20 protein-coding genes are annotated in these 20,065 nt (G+C 50.0%); 5 read left to right on the forward strand and 15 right to left on the reverse strand.

The features are described 5' to 3' along the window. Window positions 1-83 precede the first annotated feature (83 nt). Window positions 84-2,012, reverse strand: coding sequence for a PTS 2-O-a-mannosyl-D-glycerate transporter subunit IIABC (gene mngA / locus AC6R10_RS13955; protein ID WP_500672601.1), 1,929 nt, complete (start codon window positions 2,010-2,012; stop codon window positions 84-86). 263 nt (window positions 2,013-2,275) lie between these two features. On the opposite strand from mngA, the gene AC6R10_RS13960 reads away from it, so the two are divergent. Both AC6R10_RS13960 and AC6R10_RS13965 read left to right on the forward strand, forming a co-directional pair. Then, window positions 2,276-2,995, forward strand: a complete 720-nt coding sequence (locus AC6R10_RS13960) for a GntR family transcriptional regulator (protein WP_487902768.1) — start codon at window positions 2,276-2,278, stop codon at window positions 2,993-2,995. A gap of 75 nt (window positions 2,996-3,070) precedes the next feature. Further along, a complete protein-coding gene (locus AC6R10_RS13965) occupies window positions 3,071-3,322 on the forward strand; it encodes a TIGR03643 family protein (protein ID WP_334553244.1) in 252 nt (83 codons plus the stop codon). 103 nt (window positions 3,323-3,425) lie between these two features. On the opposite strand, the gene AC6R10_RS13970 is transcribed toward AC6R10_RS13965, so the two are convergent. The 4 genes from AC6R10_RS13970 to AC6R10_RS13985 form a co-directional block, all read right to left on the reverse strand. Continuing rightward, complete coding sequence (locus tag AC6R10_RS13970) at window positions 3,426-3,917, reverse strand: VOC family protein (RefSeq protein WP_500628194.1); 492 nt, start codon at window positions 3,915-3,917, stop codon at window positions 3,426-3,428. A 391-nt stretch (window positions 3,918-4,308) separates the two neighbouring features. Further along, window positions 4,309-4,578, reverse strand: coding sequence for a Txe/YoeB family addiction module toxin (locus tag AC6R10_RS13975; protein WP_130271370.1), 270 nt, complete (start codon window positions 4,576-4,578; stop codon window positions 4,309-4,311). After that, a complete protein-coding gene (locus tag AC6R10_RS13980; protein ID WP_500672602.1) occupies window positions 4,571-4,825 on the reverse strand; it encodes a type II toxin-antitoxin system Phd/YefM family antitoxin in 255 nt (84 codons plus the stop codon). The genes AC6R10_RS13975 and AC6R10_RS13980 overlap by 8 nt, the downstream gene beginning before the upstream one ends. A 295-nt stretch (window positions 4,826-5,120) precedes the next feature. Beyond that, complete coding sequence (locus AC6R10_RS13985; RefSeq protein ID WP_500672603.1) at window positions 5,121-5,459, reverse strand: cytosolic protein; 339 nt, start codon at window positions 5,457-5,459, stop codon at window positions 5,121-5,123. A gap of 402 nt (window positions 5,460-5,861) precedes the next feature. Here AC6R10_RS13985 and AC6R10_RS13990 point away from each other — a divergent pair, with 402 nt between their 5' ends. After that, window positions 5,862-6,854 carry a hypothetical protein gene (locus tag AC6R10_RS13990; RefSeq protein ID WP_500672604.1) on the forward strand — a complete coding sequence of 331 codons (993 nt, stop codon included), beginning with the start codon at window positions 5,862-5,864 and terminating at the stop codon, window positions 6,852-6,854. 263 nt (window positions 6,855-7,117) lie between these two features. Here the strand turns inward: AC6R10_RS13990 and AC6R10_RS13995 are convergent, their stop codons facing one another. The 10 genes from AC6R10_RS13995 to AC6R10_RS14040 form a co-directional block, all read right to left on the reverse strand. Then, window positions 7,118-7,972 carry a DMT family transporter gene (locus tag AC6R10_RS13995; RefSeq protein WP_500672605.1) on the reverse strand — a complete coding sequence of 285 codons (855 nt, stop codon included), beginning with the start codon at window positions 7,970-7,972 and terminating at the stop codon, window positions 7,118-7,120. Between the two features lie 120 nt (window positions 7,973-8,092). Continuing rightward, window positions 8,093-9,850, reverse strand: a complete 1,758-nt coding sequence (locus tag AC6R10_RS14000) for a bifunctional lysophospholipid acyltransferase family protein/GNAT family N-acetyltransferase (protein ID WP_500672606.1) — start codon at window positions 9,848-9,850, stop codon at window positions 8,093-8,095. Window positions 9,851-9,899: 49 nt separating this feature from the next. Continuing rightward, complete coding sequence (locus AC6R10_RS14005; protein ID WP_500672607.1) at window positions 9,900-10,340, reverse strand: YHS domain-containing (seleno)protein; 441 nt, start codon at window positions 10,338-10,340, stop codon at window positions 9,900-9,902. A 1-nt stretch (window position 10,341) separates the two neighbouring features. Continuing rightward, entirely contained in the window at window positions 10,342-11,100 is a 759-nt protein-coding gene (locus AC6R10_RS14010; protein WP_500672608.1) for an NRDE family protein, read from the reverse strand. Window position 11,101: 1 nt separating this feature from the next. After that, window positions 11,102-11,710 carry a hypothetical protein gene (locus AC6R10_RS14015; protein ID WP_500672689.1) on the reverse strand — a complete coding sequence of 203 codons (609 nt, stop codon included), beginning with the start codon at window positions 11,708-11,710 and terminating at the stop codon, window positions 11,102-11,104. A gap of 14 nt (window positions 11,711-11,724) precedes the next feature. After that, the gene (locus AC6R10_RS14020) at window positions 11,725-12,852 is read right to left on the reverse strand and encodes a D-alanine--D-alanine ligase (RefSeq protein WP_500672609.1); all 1,128 of its coding nucleotides are present in this window, start codon (window positions 12,850-12,852) and stop codon (window positions 11,725-11,727) included. Beyond that, window positions 12,839-13,435 carry a DedA family protein gene (locus AC6R10_RS14025; protein ID WP_500672610.1) on the reverse strand — a complete coding sequence of 199 codons (597 nt, stop codon included), beginning with the start codon at window positions 13,433-13,435 and terminating at the stop codon, window positions 12,839-12,841. The genes AC6R10_RS14020 and AC6R10_RS14025 overlap by 14 nt, the downstream gene beginning before the upstream one ends. A gap of 243 nt (window positions 13,436-13,678) precedes the next feature. Next, window positions 13,679-14,668: an L-arabinose ABC transporter permease AraH gene (gene araH, locus AC6R10_RS14030; RefSeq protein ID WP_500672611.1), complete on the reverse strand. Its 990-nt coding sequence runs from the start codon at window positions 14,666-14,668 to the stop codon at window positions 13,679-13,681. Window positions 14,669-14,683: 15 nt separating this feature from the next. Beyond that, complete coding sequence (gene araG / locus AC6R10_RS14035) at window positions 14,684-16,198, reverse strand: L-arabinose ABC transporter ATP-binding protein AraG (RefSeq protein ID WP_500672612.1); 1,515 nt, start codon at window positions 16,196-16,198, stop codon at window positions 14,684-14,686. 55 nt (window positions 16,199-16,253) lie between these two features. Continuing rightward, window positions 16,254-17,255, reverse strand: a complete 1,002-nt coding sequence (locus tag AC6R10_RS14040) for an arabinose ABC transporter substrate-binding protein (protein ID WP_500672613.1) — start codon at window positions 17,253-17,255, stop codon at window positions 16,254-16,256. Between the two features lie 371 nt (window positions 17,256-17,626). Here AC6R10_RS14040 and AC6R10_RS14045 point away from each other — a divergent pair, with 371 nt between their 5' ends. Next, the gene (locus AC6R10_RS14045; RefSeq protein ID WP_500672614.1) at window positions 17,627-19,327 is read left to right on the forward strand and encodes a ribulokinase; all 1,701 of its coding nucleotides are present in this window, start codon (window positions 17,627-17,629) and stop codon (window positions 19,325-19,327) included. Further along, window positions 19,320-20,060: an L-ribulose-5-phosphate 4-epimerase gene (locus tag AC6R10_RS14050; RefSeq protein WP_500672615.1), complete on the forward strand. Its 741-nt coding sequence runs from the start codon at window positions 19,320-19,322 to the stop codon at window positions 20,058-20,060. Before AC6R10_RS14045 ends, AC6R10_RS14050 begins: the two co-directional genes overlap by 8 nt. Window positions 20,061-20,065 lie beyond the last annotated feature (5 nt).

Consider the following 20,065-nt stretch of genomic DNA (forward strand, 5'->3'; position numbering starts at 1 on the left):
TATACCAAGGGAATAGGTGTGCTAAATGAGGGCACAGTTATCCTGTGCCCTGAGTTATTATTTTTATTTAGAGAGAGTGCGGCTTACTGAGCGACCTGGGCTTCAAATTTGCCCTTTTTTACCGCATGTGCTCGCCACATAAGTAGAGTGATAGTCGAGATGGCTGTACCAATGAGCGCTGCGCCCAACCAGATAGCCGCGGCGGTAAAGCCACCTAATCCCGAATCATGAAGTAAGAAGAGAGAGAAGATACCCGCTCCTGGGGTGGAGAGGCCGATCCCCGCCGCGCCAATCATCGCGCCTGTCACCACTGAACCCAGTAAGAAGGAGCCAATCACTCGGATAGGATCTTCGATCGCCATAGGAATGGCGCCTTCCGTGATGCCAGCAAGGCCAAGCAGCCAAGTGGATTTGCCCGTTTCTATTTCAAAGTCCTTAAATAGACGAGGAGCAAGAAGCGTAGACGCTGTAACAGTGAACGCCGATACCATTTTGACCGAGCCAAAGATAGCGTATGGGCCATAAACACCATTTGCCATCGCGCCTAGACAGAATGCATAAGCGGCTTTGTTGACCGGCCCACCCAAGTCAAAGGAGACAAAGCAACCAATGACCGCGCCAAGCAGCAACGCATTAGTACCAGATAAACCGTTCAACCAATCTGTGAGCCCTTGGTTTAACCATGCGACTGGCTTACCAATCACAAACAACATCAAAGAACCCGCAACGAGCGTACCGATGACAGGGTAGAGATAAAAGGTCAAAAAGCCGTTAAATGAAGGGCTGAGACGAATGTTCTCTTTCACCCAGCGCATCACGTAACCTGCAATCAAACCGCCAACGACACCGCCCAGAAAGCCGGAGCCAATCAAGTTCGCGGCAATACCCGCTGCAAAACCGGGACCGAGAGCGGGTTTATCCGCCAATGAGTAAGCCGTATACGCCGCTAACACAGGCACCATAAGTGTCCCTAGTAGGCCACCGCCCAACTTGCGGTACATCCAAAGCCAAGAATCTTGGGTGGCGTATAAGTCTTGCAAGTCAAAAATTTGCGCGATAAGAACAGCGACAGCAAGGACCGTACCGCCAGCCACAATCAAAGGCACCGCGTAAGAGATACCAGAGAGCAGCGCTTGTTTAAGCTCGGTTTTCAGTGGTAGTTTTTTTGGTTTATCGTCGGTCGCGATAGTGCGCTCAGCCCCGATACCTTTTTTACCTGCTTCGACAGCCTGTTGCAAAATACGCTCAGAATGCTTGATAGGCTCTGCCACGGGCACTTCAACACGCGGAATACCGTTGAAACGCTCGATTTCTTTAATGGCGACTTCAGCAGCAAACACGACAGCCGTGGCTTTGTTGAGTTGCTCTGCGGTGAGCCTATCTTCAATGCCATTTGCGCCTTGCTTCTCGACATGTACGTGATAGCCCAACTTCTTACCCGTTTTCTCAAGGTATTCTGCTGCCATGTACGTGTGCGCGATGCCCGCAGGACAGGCAGTGACGCAGACAATTGTCGGCGCATTTGTATCCAAGTTGTCTTGTTTTTTGGGTGTCTCTTGCTCGTTACTGAGTAGCGTGAGAATTTGTTCTACTGTTGTCGCATTAAGGACCGCTTCACGTGTGTCATCATCGACCAATGTGGTCGTCAGCTCAGTGAGCAAATGCATGTGCGTCGACCCAGCTTCTGCATTTGGAATCGCGATAAGGAAGATCAGATTCACCTCTTCTTCTTCATCTAATCCTTGCCACTTGAGATCCTGTTTTAAGGTCGCGACGGCAAACGCCGCCTCTTTGACCGCATCCGTCTTGCCATGAGGCACAGCTAAGCCTTCGCCAAGCGCCGTTGGGCCTTGTTCCTCGCGTGCAAACACCGCTTTGAGAAACTCGTCTTTATCATGCAGCTTGCCTTGTTGGTTTAGTTGTTCAGCAAGCGCTTTTATCGCGTCATCACGACTGTTAAACGTCGTTTGTAGGTTGATCAGCGATGGGTTGGTAAGAGATGTCAAATTCATAACTTTTGTCCCATTGTCTCATTCGTGTATTGTTGTCTGTTCAACAATGAGCCAAATAATACATCTTAAATACAAATTATCCATGATCGAGATCTCATTTGCGCCAATATATGCATTAATGTTGTATTATCAGTAAAGGAATAACTTACAAACAACCACTTGTCATATTGCACTAAATTCGTATGATACCTCTAAAATATAGCGTATTTGGGACTCAGTACAGCAGGTGTTGTCTCAAAGGGTGAGTAGCAAACGAGGTCCACATGGCAAGACTGCCAATGTATCGACAAATCGCAGATGCGATACGAGAAAAGATCCGCTCGGGAGAGTACAAAGTCGGTCAAGCTCTTCCAACTGAAGCACAGCTGAGAGAAGCCTTTTCCGTCAGCCGCGTGACGGTTCGACAAGCGTTAAAACTGCTGGTCGAAAATGAAGAGCTGGAGAGCATTCAAGGCAGTGGCACCTACGTCAAAGAGAACAAAGTTAACTACGACATCTACCAACAGAGTAGCTTTGCAGAGAAGTGGGCGCATTTAGATGGGGTCACTCACAGTGATGTGTTGTCTTTTGAAATTCAAGCCGCATCGCTGACGATGGCTGAACACCTCGACATCAAAGAAGGAGAGCGTATTTTTTATATCAAGCGCGTTCGCTTTCTTGACAACAACCCCATCACCGTCGAAGAGACCTGGATGCCTACCGCCATGTTCCCTGATCTGACCTACCAAGTGATGCAAGGGTCAAAATACGACTATATTGAAAAGCAGAAAGGATTGGTCATTGATCGCAGCGAACAAGAGATCATTCCCGTTTTACCTCCGCAAGATATTGCCGAACTACTAGGCATAAACCCAGCCGACCCCATCATAGAAAAGCGCACACGAGGCTACCTGCTTGGTGATGTCGTGTTTGAGTACAGCCGAAACTACTTTAAGTCGAGTGACTACAAATTTACCTTAGTCGCCAAACGCCATAAAGGTTAAAGCGTTTCACTCGCCAGACTTGAACCAAGGTCGATCTCAACGCGTAGAAGGTCAAAAACCCTCTGCGAGTGATTAATGAATCTATCTCAAGAAATGCAATCCCGAGTCATCGAAATGGCTTGGGAAGACCGAACCCCGTTTGAGGCCATTGAGTGGCAATTTGGTCTCAATGAATCCGCTGTTATTCAGTTGATGCGTCTCCACCTCAAACCACGCAGTTTTAAGCTTTGGAGAGCAAGAGTTAGTGGACGGGCGACCAAACACCTCCAACGCCGAGATCCACGCGTTTCACGGGCCTATTGTCCCACGCAATACAAACTGCGCTAGCCCTAGCGACACAGCCAAGCACCAAACTCATATAGATAAAAAAATACCCACTAGAGCAAATCTCTAGTGGGTACGAATATCATCGCTTTAGCAAGTCAACGCATTACTCGTAATCAGACGCGTAAGTGTCTTCATAAGAGTGCGAGTAGAACTCAAATAAGTTACCAAACGGGTCTTCTAGGTACACCATTTGCGCTTGCTTAGAATCATCTTCTGGGTGGTAACGGTGAATATCCATGCGCACTTTACCGCCAAACTCTTCTACGCGCTTGATCGCTGGATCAAATTGCTCTTTAGGGAGTTGAAGACAGAAGTGGAAGATACCTAGACGAGAGAAATCAACCTTGTGGCGCTCTTCACGGTCAACCATTTCAAACAGCTCAACACCGATCCCATCGGTTGTCACTAAGTGAGCAATGTTAAACCCTTTGAAGCCTTCACCAAAGACAGCAATACACATACGACCGATCGCAGATTCGCGCTCTTCAATCACTTTGGTGTTGTTCATCACAATGCGAAGACCGAGTGCTTTCGTGTAGAACTCGACCGCTTTGTCCATATCGCCCACCATGATACCAACGTGGTTCATTTTCATAACTTTCTCCAAAAACTGATTTATTTGTTGCGTGTTTTGTTTCGATAGAGAGAAGTATAAGGACGACCAAATAAAATGAAAAATTATCGATAATTATAAAAATAATAACGAAAATTTATAACAAGTCGACAAGGATTGGTATAGGTAACGTGCCGAATGATAGAGGCTTTGTTTCAGCAAGACTAGGCAATCTATTCCGGCTCTATCAAGGGGTGTACTGAAGCCGATCACGGCAAACCGAAAAAAGTGGCAATCGTCGCCTGCATGAGAAAGAGATGGTGAGACTAAATTCAATGCTGAGGGACGGTGTTATGTTGGATAAAAATAGCACCAAAAAATTAACTATTGACGCCATAGGTCTCTTGTTAGATGTAAGATCGCTGAACCTGATTTAGTAGTGGTAACGACATGAAATTATCGTTATCGCTTGTTCATCGACTGCGTAAACAAGCCTATTAGTATCATCAATACGACGAGACCAAAAACCAGATAAGTTCTCTTTTAACGGCTCTGGTTTACCGATACCCTCGAATGGAGAGCGCTTAACATCATTGATGAGTTTATTGATGCGCTTGAGTGTTTTCTTGTCTTGAGTCTGCCAATACAGGTAGTCATCCCAAGCATCATCAGTCCACGACAATAAGCATTGACTACTACTCATCAATTAACTCTCGTGCTGTCATTTTACCAGCACGGTACTGTGCTATCGAACGGTTTAGGTGTTCAGCGTTTTGAGGAGAGCGTAGTAAATGAACTGTCTCCATAAGGCTATTGTAGTAGTCTAAAGACATAACCACTGCATCCTCAGAATCACGGCGTGTAATAATTGTTGTATCAGCATCATTAACTACACCGTCTAAAACAGCTTTGAGACCATTTCTAGCTTCAGTAAAAGATACGATTCTCATAAGAACCTCCACATGTACATTTAATGGAACAAGTATAGTCTTCACCACTCCACTTGTACAGTAAGTTGAACATGCGATATTAATAAGGCAACTAACGCTGTATTCTTACGAATCTCCTCATAATTTCTATATAAAACGGTGAGTAGACGAGCATCGCTCATTCTAATCTAATGAATTTTGCCAAAAACACAGCTAATTAAATGGATTTAATAGGGAGCCCTAACGATGCGCGACATTCAATCCAAAACAACGCTACTGTGGTTTGATAAGTTCATACTTCTCTCCTTGCGTGTAGTTAGCAGATCCGAGTAATAAACGTCTGCTCGTCATCCACAAACGCGACAAAGCCGCCGTGATAGATAAACACTCGGCCACGTCCCTCTACGAGACAAGCGAGCTGTGGGTTCAGATCTTCTTGGTTGTCTTGGCTTTGAAAAGTCCCGGTGTCAGTAATGACGCCGCAGAGCCTAGGCAAATAACCGTAGGTGCGCCTAGCTTGATCAATCAAACTCAATTCGCTGGCGGTAGAAAAGCAACGGGGTATCTCACCTGCATCTTCAATGAATAACGTTTTAAATTCTTCAAAAGCAGTAATCACCAGCCAGTCGATACCGTTTACATGATGGATGAACATAGTGTTTCTCGTTGATTTTGATGCGGGGATCTTATCACTATCAAGGGCTGAACGTAGGAGGAATTTCGGAATGATGAGACAAATTATATGTCATTTACTCGGATAGCAGGGAGAACCATTTACTAATAAAGCGTTGGCAATGAAACACTACAACGATATTGTTCTTCAGTACCCACATAGTTAGTAAAAATCAATAAAACAGAGTATTAATGCATTAAATAAATTGTTATTTTATCATATATATCAGTACATTGAAGTAGCTATCAGTCTCTATGAGATGATAGAAAAACCTAAGTACGCACCTTACTCCACGATCACAATGATGAGTTAAATGCACATAGATCATGAGTTTTTAGAGCTGTCGTACTTGTATGTAAAAATAGAACTAAAAAGGAATTAGTAATGATGAACAAGTTGGCTTTTGGGCTCATGACGGCTTTAGTAATGGCAGGGTGTTCAAATGAGCCCTACAACCAGGCATGGAGACAAAAACCAAGCACAGAAACAGTAGAGCAATCTGATTGGGAAATGCTCTCAGCAAGTTATTTAGGTATCGAGCTCTTTGCCTCAAAAAAGCGCCATCGAATAGCTAAAGCGGTGGCAGAGTCAAACAATTACCAAGAGTGGAATTCTGCCCAATACAGTCTTGCTGCTCAAGCTGCAACAGATGCTGCTGTCGGGCAGTTTGGCTCTGCACTAGGAATGAACATAGGGACTGGTGTGTTTTTTGCGGGAACACTACTTGACATGATAGATGATGGAAGTGTTACATACCTGTCAAAATACTTCATTCCAGCGTCCGCTAATGTAGAAAGCCAAGAGCAAGCAGAACAATATCTCTACGACAGTCATTTTCAGCGTATCGACATGATCGTTGAAAAATTAGGTGCAGTTGGATATGAGTGCCTTTTTGAATGCAGTCCGGGAAACATGATTGTCAAGTTAGTTGGCGTGGACCCTACTAAGTTACCACCAGAATATGTATACCTTCCGAGTAACATATATTTACAGGTTGGTTTTGGGGAGTTAGTTCCGGTTACTCCTGATTCACCATTGCACGCAATTATTGGGGAGCCGATAGCATGGCGGACAAAAGGAGTTAACGGCTACTTCGCTTGGTTCTATGAACCTGTCGAATTTGATGAGGAAGGCCTCGCTACTACACTCATAGCAGAAGATGGTAAACGTTACTTGGCGAAAGCAATACCTATGGTGAGAACGAGACTTGGCCGAGATTTAATGGCAGCATACTTCAATCACCCGAACATGGTGATTGGAACTAGCTACACTCACCCTAACTATTTATTTTACAAGGGTAAAACATACTCTTTCAGTCAAACCAATGACTTCGCCGATGATTTGGTGACGGATCCCAACTTGTTGATAGATAAATAGTATTGATATATGACAGAGTGCAAGGATTTAATATCGTATAAGCAACAAGTTCCTGCTTTAAAAGGTATCATCAGACAAAATTTTTTATATCCAATACAACAAAGTCTGATGTTTAGACACTAGTTCAGTATTATTGGGCCAGCTGACGAAATCACTTCGGCCCTAATCATTGTCAACAAAAAAACAAACTAACCCTTTAAAAGTGATCAACACCACGTTTAATTCTCACTGTAAGTTGAGCATCAATTCAGTTGACGTAACTTTCACTCCGCCTTCGCCACAAAAATCACCGCAATCCCGCCAAGCACCAAAGCCGAAGCCAATACAGCGCTAAAGGTGATGGTCTCACCAAGCCCAATAGAACCGGCGAGAAAGGCGATCACCGGAACGGCGAGTTGTGCGATGGAGGCCTTGAGCACGGTGATCTGTTTGAGCACTTGATACCAAAGGATGTAACCCAATCCTGAAGCGGCGATACCCGAGGCAAGCGCCCACATCACGCCCGCAGATGTTAGGGTGACATCCATAAGCAACACCGGGCTCGCGAGCAGTGCGAGGAGACTGGCGAGAATAAAGCCGTGGGTAATCGCAACGGATGCGACTCCGCTTTTTTTGCCAAGCACGGTAAACATCGCCCATGCAACGCCAGACGCCAACATCAAACTCGCTGCGCCAAGGCTTGGTGATTGCGCGGATGGCAGCATTAGAACCACAAAACCCGTCACCGAGGCCAAAATACCGACTTTCTCCAACCTACTCAGCGCATTGCCTGACGCCACGTGATAGGCAATTAACGTCATTTGCACCATACCAAACAGCAGTAGCGCGCCCGTCCCTGTGCTGAGTTCGGTATAGGCGTACGAGAAACACACCGCATACACAAACAGAGCGATAGCAGACCACCAACTGATCGGCGATCGGAGAAAACCGAGCGACGCCTTACCGTGAAAGTGGCCGCGCATAAACAGCAAAAGGGCCAAAGTGACCGCACCAGAGAAGAGACGCAGCAAGGTGAAGCTGCCCGGGTCAATCGCGCCGCTTGCCAATGCAAGACGACAAAAAAAGGAGTTGGCGGCAAAGGCGATAAGCGCCAAGCACAAGGTCATCATGTGGGGCATAATGCGAGAAAATCCAATCTAAGAGGGTATGAGCGTCCGTTACGAGAAGCGCCAGTATACCCCAGCACTTAGCGTGCGCGAGCCAATAAGCCCGCGCGGTTTAGTCGAATCGTTTATGACTCATGCCTTTCGGTTATGGTGGCTTAAATACGCCTGCGCGCACTCTCTGCCCATGTACTTGCCCAAAGTTCTTGCGGGTAATGACGTCAGTTCAACCACAATCAAACCATCTAAAGCAAAATGAAAAGCAGGGTCAACATTGAAGCACACCAATTTGCCATTTAGACCCAGATATTGCCGCAACAGGACCGGCACCCCTACCCCACGCTCTAAGCGCTGCAACACTTTCGACAGTAACGGCAGTTCAGCCAATGAGCTGAGCATGTCGGGTCGCCAGAAGGTGTTGCCGCTCTCTTTCAGTGGCGTGGTGGGTCGAACCAGTTTCGCCTTATCTTGGTCGTAATGATGCACCGTCATCACCGATGCGATGAGCTGGCGCGCCACTGGGCTGTAATCGTTGCTAATGCTGACAGGCCCAAACAAATGGGTATAGCGGGGGTGGCGCGCCACAAACGCCGCAATCCCTTTCCAAAGAAGCAGCAAGGAGTACAGATTTTTTTGGTATTGCTCGGCGACCACTGAGCGGCCAAGTTCGATGGATTGCCCCAACTGGCTAACAAACGCGTGATCGTACTCGAACAGGCTGCGAGAATAGAGCGCCTCAATGCCGCCTTGCGCGGTGAGCTCATCCACCAAACCGAGTCGATACGCGCCCACCAACGCGCGATCGCCGCGATGCCACACAAAGAGTTGATGATATTTTGGGTCGAAATCGTCGACATCACAGCCGCGTCCTGAGCCTTCACCGACGGCGCGAAAACTCTCCTCTCGCACTCGCCCGATCTCTTGCATCATGCGCGGCATCCTTGCGGTGGGCACGCAGTAGACCACAAACTCGCCTTGTTCGAGCAGTTGAAAGTCGCTGAGCGTCGCCATCTCTTGCTCGAGTTCTGCCACGGCAATGGGCGCGATGATCGGCTGCTGGGCACTTTCAGGAGGTCGCCGAGTTGCCGTATTCTCCTCTCGACTGCCCATCAAATAGGTATTCAGCCGCAGATAGTGGGTCAGTTGCTGATCATCATCGAAATGTTGCAGTTCAGAAAACGGGATCGCCGCTCCGACTGAAACAGAAATCGTCTGCCCGGATTTATTGAGCAGCTCACGCCCAAGCATGGCCGTTCTCAATAGCGGATGCACACGACCCGCTTGATAGAACCATTTGCTGTTCATGCCTTGAATAAAAATAGGTACGGTTGTCGCCTCGGCATGGCGGACAAACTTCGCCACCGACTGGCTCCACGCTTTATCGGTGATTTGCTGCGCATCGGCTTGCCATGCCGACACTTCTCCCGCAGGAAAGAGAATCAGCACTCCGCCCTCTTTTAAGTGCTGATTGGCCTCAGCAATCGCGCGCCGATTAGTGGTTCTTGCCCGCTCACCGCCGAACACATCCACACCGATGAACAGTGAATCGAGCTCTGGTATCCGCTTAAGCAACTCATTTGCCAACACTTTGACATCTTTGCGCACTTGCGCCACCAGCGAGGCTAAAATAATGCCCTCAATACCGCCAAATGGATGATTCGCGACAATCACCACAGGGCCTTCCTGTGGAATGGACGACACACTGCCGTGATCAACTGAATACTGAGTGCCGATTCTCGCCAGCGCTTCATGCATGAACTCAAAACTGTCTTGTGGCAGCGCCGCTTGTTGATACAAGGCATCCAACTGCGACAAACCGGTCGCCCATTCAAGCGCTCTTTCGCCAACACCGAACGGGGTTTTACGTGGTAAACGAAATGGACTGGCGTACATAATCACATCCTCTTGATTAACAAACGTGGCGCGTCAACTCGCCGCTGGCCTATTGAGCAATCAAACCTGGCCAGTTTTGGTCAGCTTGTTGAATGTGCAGAGTGCGCGCGCTGTCCCAGCGCCCTTTGATGTCCGCGTTGTAATTGAGGTACAACTTGCCGTCGACAATCGCCCACTGCTCAGGATCGGAAGGGGCAAAATCGCTCTTCTCAGACACCGCCCAAGCACAATAGCCACCATACTGCGGAGCGTACTTTTCCGGCTCTGCTTCAAACATCGCTAAGTGCTCAGCGGATGAGAACAGCCATTGCGCGCCTTGGTATTCAGCTGTCCATTGGCTGTCACCTTTGACCGCTTGGCCATGAGTGAAATACGCCACGGTATCGTAACCGCTGACCGCCTTATTACTAAAAAACGAGGTGGAGATAAGATCCGCCGCATTGGCGGAGACACTGACCAAAAGCAGCGCAAATAAACGTAGTAGTTTCATGTCATGACTCCTTGATACTGGTGGGTAGGTCAATACTGGTTGGCACGCGGTAGTGGCGTGCATTTGGGGATAAATCGGCCAAAGGGCCTGCGTCGATCGCTTGATAGCCCATGATTTTGTCGGTAGGACTGACATGGACGGTCGTAATACTGACGGTGCGCGCGTCTTCTCTGGCCATCAATGGCGAGAGATGAGGCCGCTGGGTATCGTGTCGGGTATGAAAACGCTCACCGAGCGTGTCATCATTCGACTGAGAGGCCAAGTCAGCAAACAGGCTAGTGCGATAGTCGAGCGCGTCATAAAAGAACCGACCGGACGAGACAATCGGCGCCACCGCACGATGATGGCTGAGCGCTTGGCCATCCCATGTCCACATCACGGTTTCATTCGCGTTGCGACGGGTATCGAACGACACCACAGTAAACGGGGCATAGTGACTCAAGTTCAGCGCCAACATTCTTCTGTCCACTTCTTGACTCGATACACTGCTGGCAAGCTGCTTAACGATTTGCCCGCGACTTGTCAGTGCTCCTTGGGGCATCTGCCCTTGGTAGAAGTTGAGCAGACACACAGTCACGCCATACTCATTGGTCGCGATCCAACTGCCACCGCCTTCTGGATCAAGTGGCATTAGGCAGTTAACCTCCTCCAACTGCATGGCTTGTGGCTCAGTGGCGGGCTGCCGAGTTCGCTGCTCATCGCGGTTGAAGTAGACGCGGTAGTGACTCACGCCGTGATAGGTCCAAGATAAGGTGCACATGTTATTGAGCCCTCTGATAAGTCGCGGTCGCCGGAGCCACGCCAAAACCCGATTCCACTTCGATGCCGCGCAGTGACGCCACCACTTTCGCCATCGCAAAGTGATGAGTGGCGTGCAACGCGGCAAAGGTAATCTCGCGGGCCAAGGTGGATTCCACCTCTTCGACTTGACGCTGAGACATCATCACTTCCGATTCCACACTCACTCGTGCTTCGAGTGCATCTGGCGGCAGTTGGCATATCCAATCCACCAGCTGCGCTATCTCTCGCTCGGCCACGCGGCAATCTCGCTCGACGGGATGGCCGCGCCGACGCACGTTGTAATCGATTTTGCTCATTTCGCCATGTGGAATCGCTTGGTCTTGCCCCTGTGCATGGCGAATGGCATGAAACAGATCCAACCAATGGCGAAAATGCTCACCAATCGAGCTCGATACATGCGGCGTGGCTAACGCAACGTAGTCGTCATTGCCAAGCACACTGAGAAACCGTTGACCTTGGTACAAGGTTTCAATGCCGCCTAGCACCGCGCCAGAGAGGGTCGCCCTATGTTTATCGCTGAGCGTCGCTCTCGCGGTGAGAGTGGCGGGAGAAGTCATCGCTTTTTTCATCATCATTCCTTTGATCAATCCGTCATGGGGTAGCGCTGCGTTAAAGCTTTTTCCTCTCGCCAAGCGTTGAATAACGCCGCCAGAGAAGGTGTGTTCACCCCGCGTTGCTTATGCTGAGAGCCAATTCGGTACAACAAGCGGTACTGTGTCAGTAAGGTGCTGAAGATGTGCAGCAATGGGGTATCGCTATCCCAGATGTGCGCGGCTTCACTGCTCGCACCATTGATTTCTAAGATGTCAAAGCGCTCGCCCTGCATCAGCGCGGTGATGGTGTCGAACTTGACGTCAAGACGGCCGTAGTGAAACCCTTCAAACTCACCCAGCACGTCATCGAGCGTCGCTTCCAACTCCGGTGTGATAAAGGCGTTGCCGTTGCGAAAAATTGCGCCGCGAGAATGACTGCCCGCAAACGCCAACGGATACTCTTCGCCCTTTTCCACAACGCTCTCTAACTTGGACTCATGACGCGGTAAATAGAGGTGTTGCAGTCGCCCAGCCCGCGGGCAGCGAGCGATCAGTTCTCTAAGCGTCGAAACGCCATCACCTTCCACAAAGGGCGAGTATTTGAGTGTCATCGAGATGACTCTGCCGCGCTTCTCCCCTGGCTGGCGAACATAAAAGAGACCTGCTTCTGCGCGGTAGCGGGATTTTTGTTGCAAAAGAAAACGGCCACCGGCAGGAAAATGCGCTAAGTAACACGCCAAATCGTCCGAGTCATTGACGAGTTTGACCCCAGCGCCGCGACAACCCAAATCAGGCTTGGCCACCAGAGGGAAATCTAACCCGGCATCATGCAGCGTTGCCATCGCGTTATTGAGAGCTTCGGAGTTTGACGAGTCGCCCACCTCGACAGTAATGTAGGGCAAAACCCACTGGCGGGTTTTCCCTCCGGCACTGGCGAAAATGTCGCTTTTTGATTCGCCCACCATACCGCTTAACTTGATGGCAGGGTTAGCGATAAGTGGCAATGCCCAATCCAGGTGCCTTGCGCTGAGGAGCGCGCTTTGCACCACAACCGGCGCATAAAAAAACCACGCTGGCAGAAACTCAAACGGCGAAATCACTCTTTTTGGCTTGCTCAGTACGGGCATCCCTGCATTGACCTTCCCTTGCGGGATCACTTCCACATCACGATTGTGCATTCTGTTCACTTCTCCAATACTGTTGCGCTGCGCGGTTTAATGCCCACAGCGCGAGCAATCCTACAGGTATCATCAACCAGCGAGTCCAGGCATCCTCACTGCCTATCCAACCGCCCACTTGATAGAAAGAGGCAAAGATCAGTGCCGTCCACATGGCAGTGGCGATAAAAACGGCCAAAAGAAACACCGGCAACGCTATGCCTAAAAAACCACTGACGGTGTAACTCACGCTGCGCATTCCCGGTACAAAGCGGACGATAAATAAGGTCACAAAAGCATTGGCATTGAGCTTTTTACACAGCCGACGGGCCTTATGGTGTCTAAAACAGCGCACCTTCAACCAACCGATGCGCTGTGCTAATCGCCCGAGGCCATAGAGCGCCAAATCGCCGCTGGCAATACCAATAAAGATCGCCAGCAGCGCCCACTCCACCGCCATCACTTGATTAACCGACAAGGTCGCTGCCGTCACCAAAGCGAGATCTTCAAGCAAGTAGGAAAGGAGGATCAGCGCGATCATCATCCACCCCAATGAATGGGGATGAGACAAAATCCAAGCGTTGAGTGTGTGTGCCATGTCCATCTGCCTTCTCCGCTCCCTGATAACCACCGCCACTAACGGGGGAGAATCACAGTGAAAAGGACTGTAAACCCCGCGATGCAGCGATGCCTTATTGAACAAGATAGGGAATAGACGGAGAAAATTTCATGACAGGGTAGATTTGTGTGGCGTGCGTGAAAGCAAAGGCGCCAAAATGCGGGTGTGACAATGACAAAGAGCAGCGTCTATGAGCTGCTCTTTGTTTGAGTAGCGCGAGAGAGAGAACTAGGCGCGACTGGTTTGTTTGTAGCGGTCAAAAATAACGGCGGCTAACAATATCGCACCGCGAACCACGTATTGAGCAAAGGGCGACATATTGAGTAAGTTCATCGCGTTTTCGACGGTGCCGAGAATCAGCACACCGGCAATCACATAAGAGACTTTACCTATACCGCCTTTCAGTGACACGCCGCCCAATACACACGCTGAGATCACCACCAGCTCAAACCCGACCGAGGTCATCGGCTGGCCACTGGTCATACGCGCAGCGAGGATGACGCCGGCCAACGCCGAGATAAAACCGGAAACCGTAAAGATGATCATCTTAGTCTTGACCACATTGACGCCAGCTAAGCGTGCCGCCTCTTCATTACCGCCAATGGCGAGCGTGTTGCGCCCATAGACAGTGCGATTGAGGAGGAAACCAAACACCGCAAACGTCACTATTGTTAGCCAAATCGGGGTAGGAATACCCAGTAAAGACGAGTTACCGAGGGCAAAAAAGCTCTCTTCAGTGATCCCGACCGCTTTACCGTCGGAGATGATGTAGCCTAAACCTCGGGCAATTTGCATCGTCGCCAATGTAGTAATGAGCGCGTTGATTTGCAGTTTGGCAATGACAAAGCCATTCAGTAATCCAAACGCCACCCCAGAGAGCAACCCCGCACCAATCCCGAGCACCACGCTGCTTGTCGCGTTGATCGCCACAGCGGTCACCACGCCAGAGCAGGCAATCACTGAGGCCACTGAGAGATCCAAATCCCCACAGGCTAGGCAAAACAGCATCGCGCACGCCACCATGCCACTCATCGAAATGGCGAGTCCCAATCCTTTCATATTGATAAAGGTGGCAAAATAGGGAACAAAAAACGCGCACAACAGGAACAATCCGGCAAACACCATCAACATGCCGAACCTGTCCCAGATTCCAGCAAAATTCCATGTGCGTTTGGCCTCATCCGACGCCAACACTTTAGTAGAGCTTGATACAGACATAGCAGGTTCCTTTCATTATGCAGCCGCTTGATTGTGGCCAAGCATGGCAAGGCTCAACGCGGTTTGTTCTTTGAATTCATGACGTTGTAGTTCACCTGTCACAGCGCCTTCTTTCATCACCATCACTCGATCGGAGATGCCCAACACTTCCGGCAAATCGCTCGAAATCACCAACACGGTCACGCCACGTTCGGCTAGATTAAAGATGAGTTCGTAAATCTCCGACTTCGCCCCAACATCAATACCGCGTGTCGGTTCGTCGAGCAAAATGACGCTCATGTCAGTGGAGAGCCAACGGCCAAGAATCACCTTTTGTTGATTGCCACCCGATAGCTGACCAATCGCTTGTTGCAGCGAGGCCGTTTTGACGTTTAGGGCTTGACGCTGGTCTTCGGCGTTTTTTCGCTCCCAGCTGAAGTCGATCAGACTGCCGAGCTTTAGGTGCCACGGACGTGCACTGATATTGGTGTTGTCCTCGACCGATTGAATCGGCACGATACCATCCGCCTTACGGTTTTCAGGGCAAAGCGTGATGCCAAGTTTGATCGCATCTTGCGGTGAGTTGACAGTGATCGGCACACCGTGAATCGAAAGTTGACCGCTTTGGGCACGTTCTGCGCCAAAAATAAGCCGCGCGAGTTCGGTTCTCCCTGCGCCAACTAAGCCAAACAATCCGAGAATTTCACCTTGGCGAATATCGAGTGACACCGGCTGTGTTAAGCCCTTGCCCATCAAGTTGTCCACTTTGAGGCCGCTCTCCCCTAACGGGCGTGAACGGTAGTTGTAGATGTCATTGATCTCACGCCCGACCATCAACTCAACGAGTTTGTCGTGGGTTAATGCGCTCATATCATCAAAGGTCTGCACATGAGTGCCGTCCTTGAAAATTGTGATGGCGTCGCACAAATCAAAAATCTCTTCCATGCGATGAGAGACATAGAGGATGATTTTTCCATCATCACGCAGCTCTCGAATCACCTTAAATAAGTTCTCTATCTCACGTTGCGACAAGCTACTGGTTGGCTCATCAAACGCGATAATTTGCGCATTGCGGCTTAAGGCTTTGGCTATCTCAACCATTTGCCATTGACCAATCGAGAACTCTTTTAGTGGCCGCGAAGGATCAAAATCTTCACCAAGACGTTGCAGTTGTTCTTTGGCTCGTGCGTTGAGTGTCTCCACATCCACTTTGCCGCCTTTGGTCGGCAACTGACCAAGGTAAATATTCTCGGCAACGCTCAGCTCTGGCACCAAATTGAGCTCTTGATAAATAATCGCAATCCCTTGGTTCAGCGCATCGGTGGCGCTACTGAACGACAAAGTTTGACCATCCACCTTCAATTCACCTTCGGTGGCGTCATGAAGACCACTTAATATTTTTAATAACGTCGACTTACCCGCACCGTTTTCTCCCATCAGGGCATGCACGCTGCCTTTGTCCACGCGAAAGCTAATGTTGCTAAGGGCTTTAACTCCCGTGAAATGCTTGGAAATATTGCAAAACTCAAGGTAGTTGGGGGAATTCGCCATGATCATTCTCTCCGGTTATCACGCATTGCGGCGGCAAACGCCGCCGCGAATGAAATTACAGACCTTTTTTCTCAAGCTCTGCACGGAAGTTATCGCGAGTGATCAGAACCACATCGGTGACTTCAACAAATTTCTTCGGTTGAACATCTTCTTTCACCCATTTGTACAACGACTCAATACTCTTGAACCCATGCACATCAGGGCTTGGGAGCAGTGAACCGTGGAAGCCAGTCGCACTGGATTTCGCCAGTTCGTTCACCGCATCCACACCGTTAATACCAATACCGATCACTTGCTGCGCAGAGAAGCCTTGGCCTTCCGTCGCACGCACGCCGCCAAGAACGGTGTTGTCGTTCATGCCCACCACAATCCACTGTTTCACGTTCGGGTACTGCACCAACAGTGAGTTTGCTGCATCCAATGCTCCGGGGATGTCGTTACTTTTGGTTGGTACGCGATAGATTTGATTTTCAGGGAATCCGACTTCTTTCAGCGCTTTGATAGAACCATCGACGCGGCGGCGAGCGGTGTCGAGCTCATCAGCCGTAATCGCCATCACGCCAGTGACGGACGCATCCCAACCGCGATTAGTCATCTCTTTGTACAGTTCGCTACCTTGGCGGTAACCAATTTCACTTGCCGCCATCATCACTAGCGGAACTTCTGTCATCGGCTCGCCTTTGGCATTGAGGAATTGGTCATCGACGGTCACGACTTTGAGGTCATAACTTTTCGCTTTTGCCATGATGGCAGGGCCCAATTTTGGATCCGGCGTGCAGATGACAAAACCTTTGGCACCGCTTGCCGCCAAGGTATCAATGGCGTTGAGTGTTTTTTCTCCGTCGGGTACCGCCATCTTAATCACTTCAAATCCATACTCTTGGCCTGCTTTTTCTGCAAACGACCATTCGGTTTGGAACCAAGGTTCTTCGGGTTGTTTTACTAGGTAACCAAGCTTGACAGCATCATCGTTCGAGCCAAAAAACGCGCTCGCGGTTGAACTAAGCAGTGTAGCGCCAGATAAGGTCGCTATGGTAAGTAGGGTTTTTAGTTTCATTGTTATCCATCCACTGGTAGAGGTGAGTGTTCGCAATACATATTTGAGTATCCCGCCCACTTTGTTAGTGACCCGAATCACAGCACAAAAATGTAGCGTTTTTATCCATTCATTTAGCAATGAAGGCTATGATGAAGATCGCAACAATGCTTACCAGATGACAATCCGTACAATAACAGGGCTAAAAATTGCGTTTCTCTCGACAAATTGCGTGTATTTCATCCAACAATGAAAATTCCAGCGCAACACTCAAAACAACTGCAATGGCGTTTTTGTCCATGAATATAGCGACGTGATTCATGGGATAAAGGGGCAGCTCTCGCTATAACAACAAGTAGATTTCGTTTGCTGACCTACACGTTGGAGCTGTCATGGATAACACGAACAAACAACGGCACGTGATTGGATTGGATTTTGGTTCAGACTCCGTGCGCGCACTTATTGTCAATGCAGAGACCGGGCAAGAGGTGACCGCCTCTGTGGTCTATTACCCACGCTGGATGGCGGGAGAGTACTGCCTGCCTACCCAATCCCAGTTTCGCCACCACCCTAAAGATTATGTCGAGTCGATGACACTGGCTATTCAAGAAGCCTTGGCCAATGTGCCTCCGGCGTTGGCGCAAAGCGTCGTCGGTATCGGTGTCGACACCACAGGCTCAACACCCGCACCCATTGACAGTGACGGCACTGTACTGGCTCTTAAGCCCGAGTTTGAACACAACCCGAACGCCATGTTTGTACTGTGGAAAGATCACACCTCGGTTTCTAAAGCGGATCGCATCAATGAGCTTGCCCACTCTGGCCAGTTTGACGATTACACACGTTATATCGGCGGTGTGTACTCATCCGAATGGTTTTGGGCCAAAGCCGCTTGGGTCAGCGAACAAGATGACGCCGTAGCCAAAGCGGCGCACAGCTGGGTCGAGCTGTGTGACTGGATCCCGGCGCTTCTATCAGGCAATCAGCACCCCACTCAGATCCACCGTGGTGTCTGCGCAGCAGGCCACAAAGCGATGTGGCATGACAGTTGGGGCGGACTACCTAGCCAAGCGTTTCTCTCTGCGGTGTCGAGTACCCTTGATGGTATTCGTGAGCGCATGTTCACCCACGTCTATACCGCCGACCAGCCCGCAGGCGTTTTGACCAAAGAGTGGGCACGTAAATTGGGCTTACCCGAAGGCATTGCCATCGCTGTCGGCGAGTTTGATTGCCACATGGGCGCGGTGGGTGCGGGCGCAGGTGCGCACGATTTAGTCAAAGTCATCGGCACCTCCACTTGCGATATTTTAATGGTCGACAAAGCGGAGGTCGGCACTCGCACTATTCACGGTATCTGCGGCCAAGTTGAGGGCAGCGCCCTGCCTGATTTGCTCGCGCTCGAAGCCGGTCAGTCTGCGTTTGGTGATATGTACGCTTGGTTTAAGAACGTATTGATGTGGCCTCTAAGCGCTTATGCGCAGCAAAATCCCGACTTCTCACTCACCGCCGATGAGATTGCGGGGCAATTGCTGCCACTACTCTCAGACGCAGCTCAAGCACAAGGGATGGATAGCCAAGCCCCCGTCGCCCTCGATTGGCTCAATGGTCGCCGCACGCCTTATGCTAACCAGCGGCTTAAAGGAGCGATATGCGATCTCAATCTCGCCAGCAGTGCGCCAGCGATCTTCGCTTCTTTGGTCGAATCCACCGCGCACGGCGCAAAAGCGATCGTCGACTGTTTCGTTGACCAAGACGTGCACGTTGAGCGCGTGATTGCCATCGGTGGCATCGCGCAAAAATCGCCCTATGTGATGCAAATGTGCGCCGACGTCATTGGCCGCGAGATCATTGTGGTGGAATCGGATCAATGTTGCGCCCTTGGCGCCGCGATCTTCGCCGCCGTGGCGGCTGGGGTCTACCCCAATACCAGCGCCGCGCAGCAAGTGATGGCAAGCCCAGTTCGCCAAAGCTATCAACCCAACAAAGCCGTCGCAGCGCTGCACGCAGAGCGCTACGCCTGCTATCGCCAACTTGCTCAGTCGATGGAGCAAATGGCAGAGTTTCATCTCACCAAGGAGAACGCCCATGTCTGATCAGACCGTATGGAACGAGATCCAAGCCACAGCGCAGCGCCTCACTGTATTGCGTGAACAAGTGTGGCAGGCGAACTTGGACCTGCAACGCCATCAGTTGGTCACGTTTACTTGGGGTAATGTCTCGGGCATCGATCGTCAATCCGGCTTGGTGGTGATTAAACCCAGCGGCGTGGAATACCAAGACCTCAGCGCCGAGAATATGGTGGTGCTGGATCTAAAAGGGAATGTCGTTGAGGGCACACTTAAGCCCTCTTCAGATACCGCAACCCACCTTGAGCTGTATCGCACGTATCCAGAGATTGGCGGCATCGTGCATACTCACTCGCCACAAGCCACCGCGTGGGCTCAAGCCGGTAAAGCCATACCAGCACTAGGCACAACGCACGCCGATTACTTCTATGGCGACATTGCTTGCACACGCGCACTGAGTGATGAAGAGATCAGCCAAGATTACGAACTCAATACAGGTAAGGTCATCGTCGAAACCATCGCCGATGGCGACGTCATGGCCATCCCCGGTATCTTAGTCAAAGAGCACGCCCCATTTACCTGGGGACACGATCCTGCGGCCGCAGTACACAATGCCGTCGTGGTGGAAGTGGTCGCGGGAATGGCGCTGCAAACACTGCAAATTAACGCCCAGATTGATGCGATTAACCCCGCTCTACTCGATAAACACTATCTGCGTAAGCACGGTGCCAACGCTTACTACGGTCAAAACAAGAAATAAGGAAG

The sequence above is a fragment of the Vibrio sp. R12-SG2-ISO1 genome, assembly GCF_059834045.1.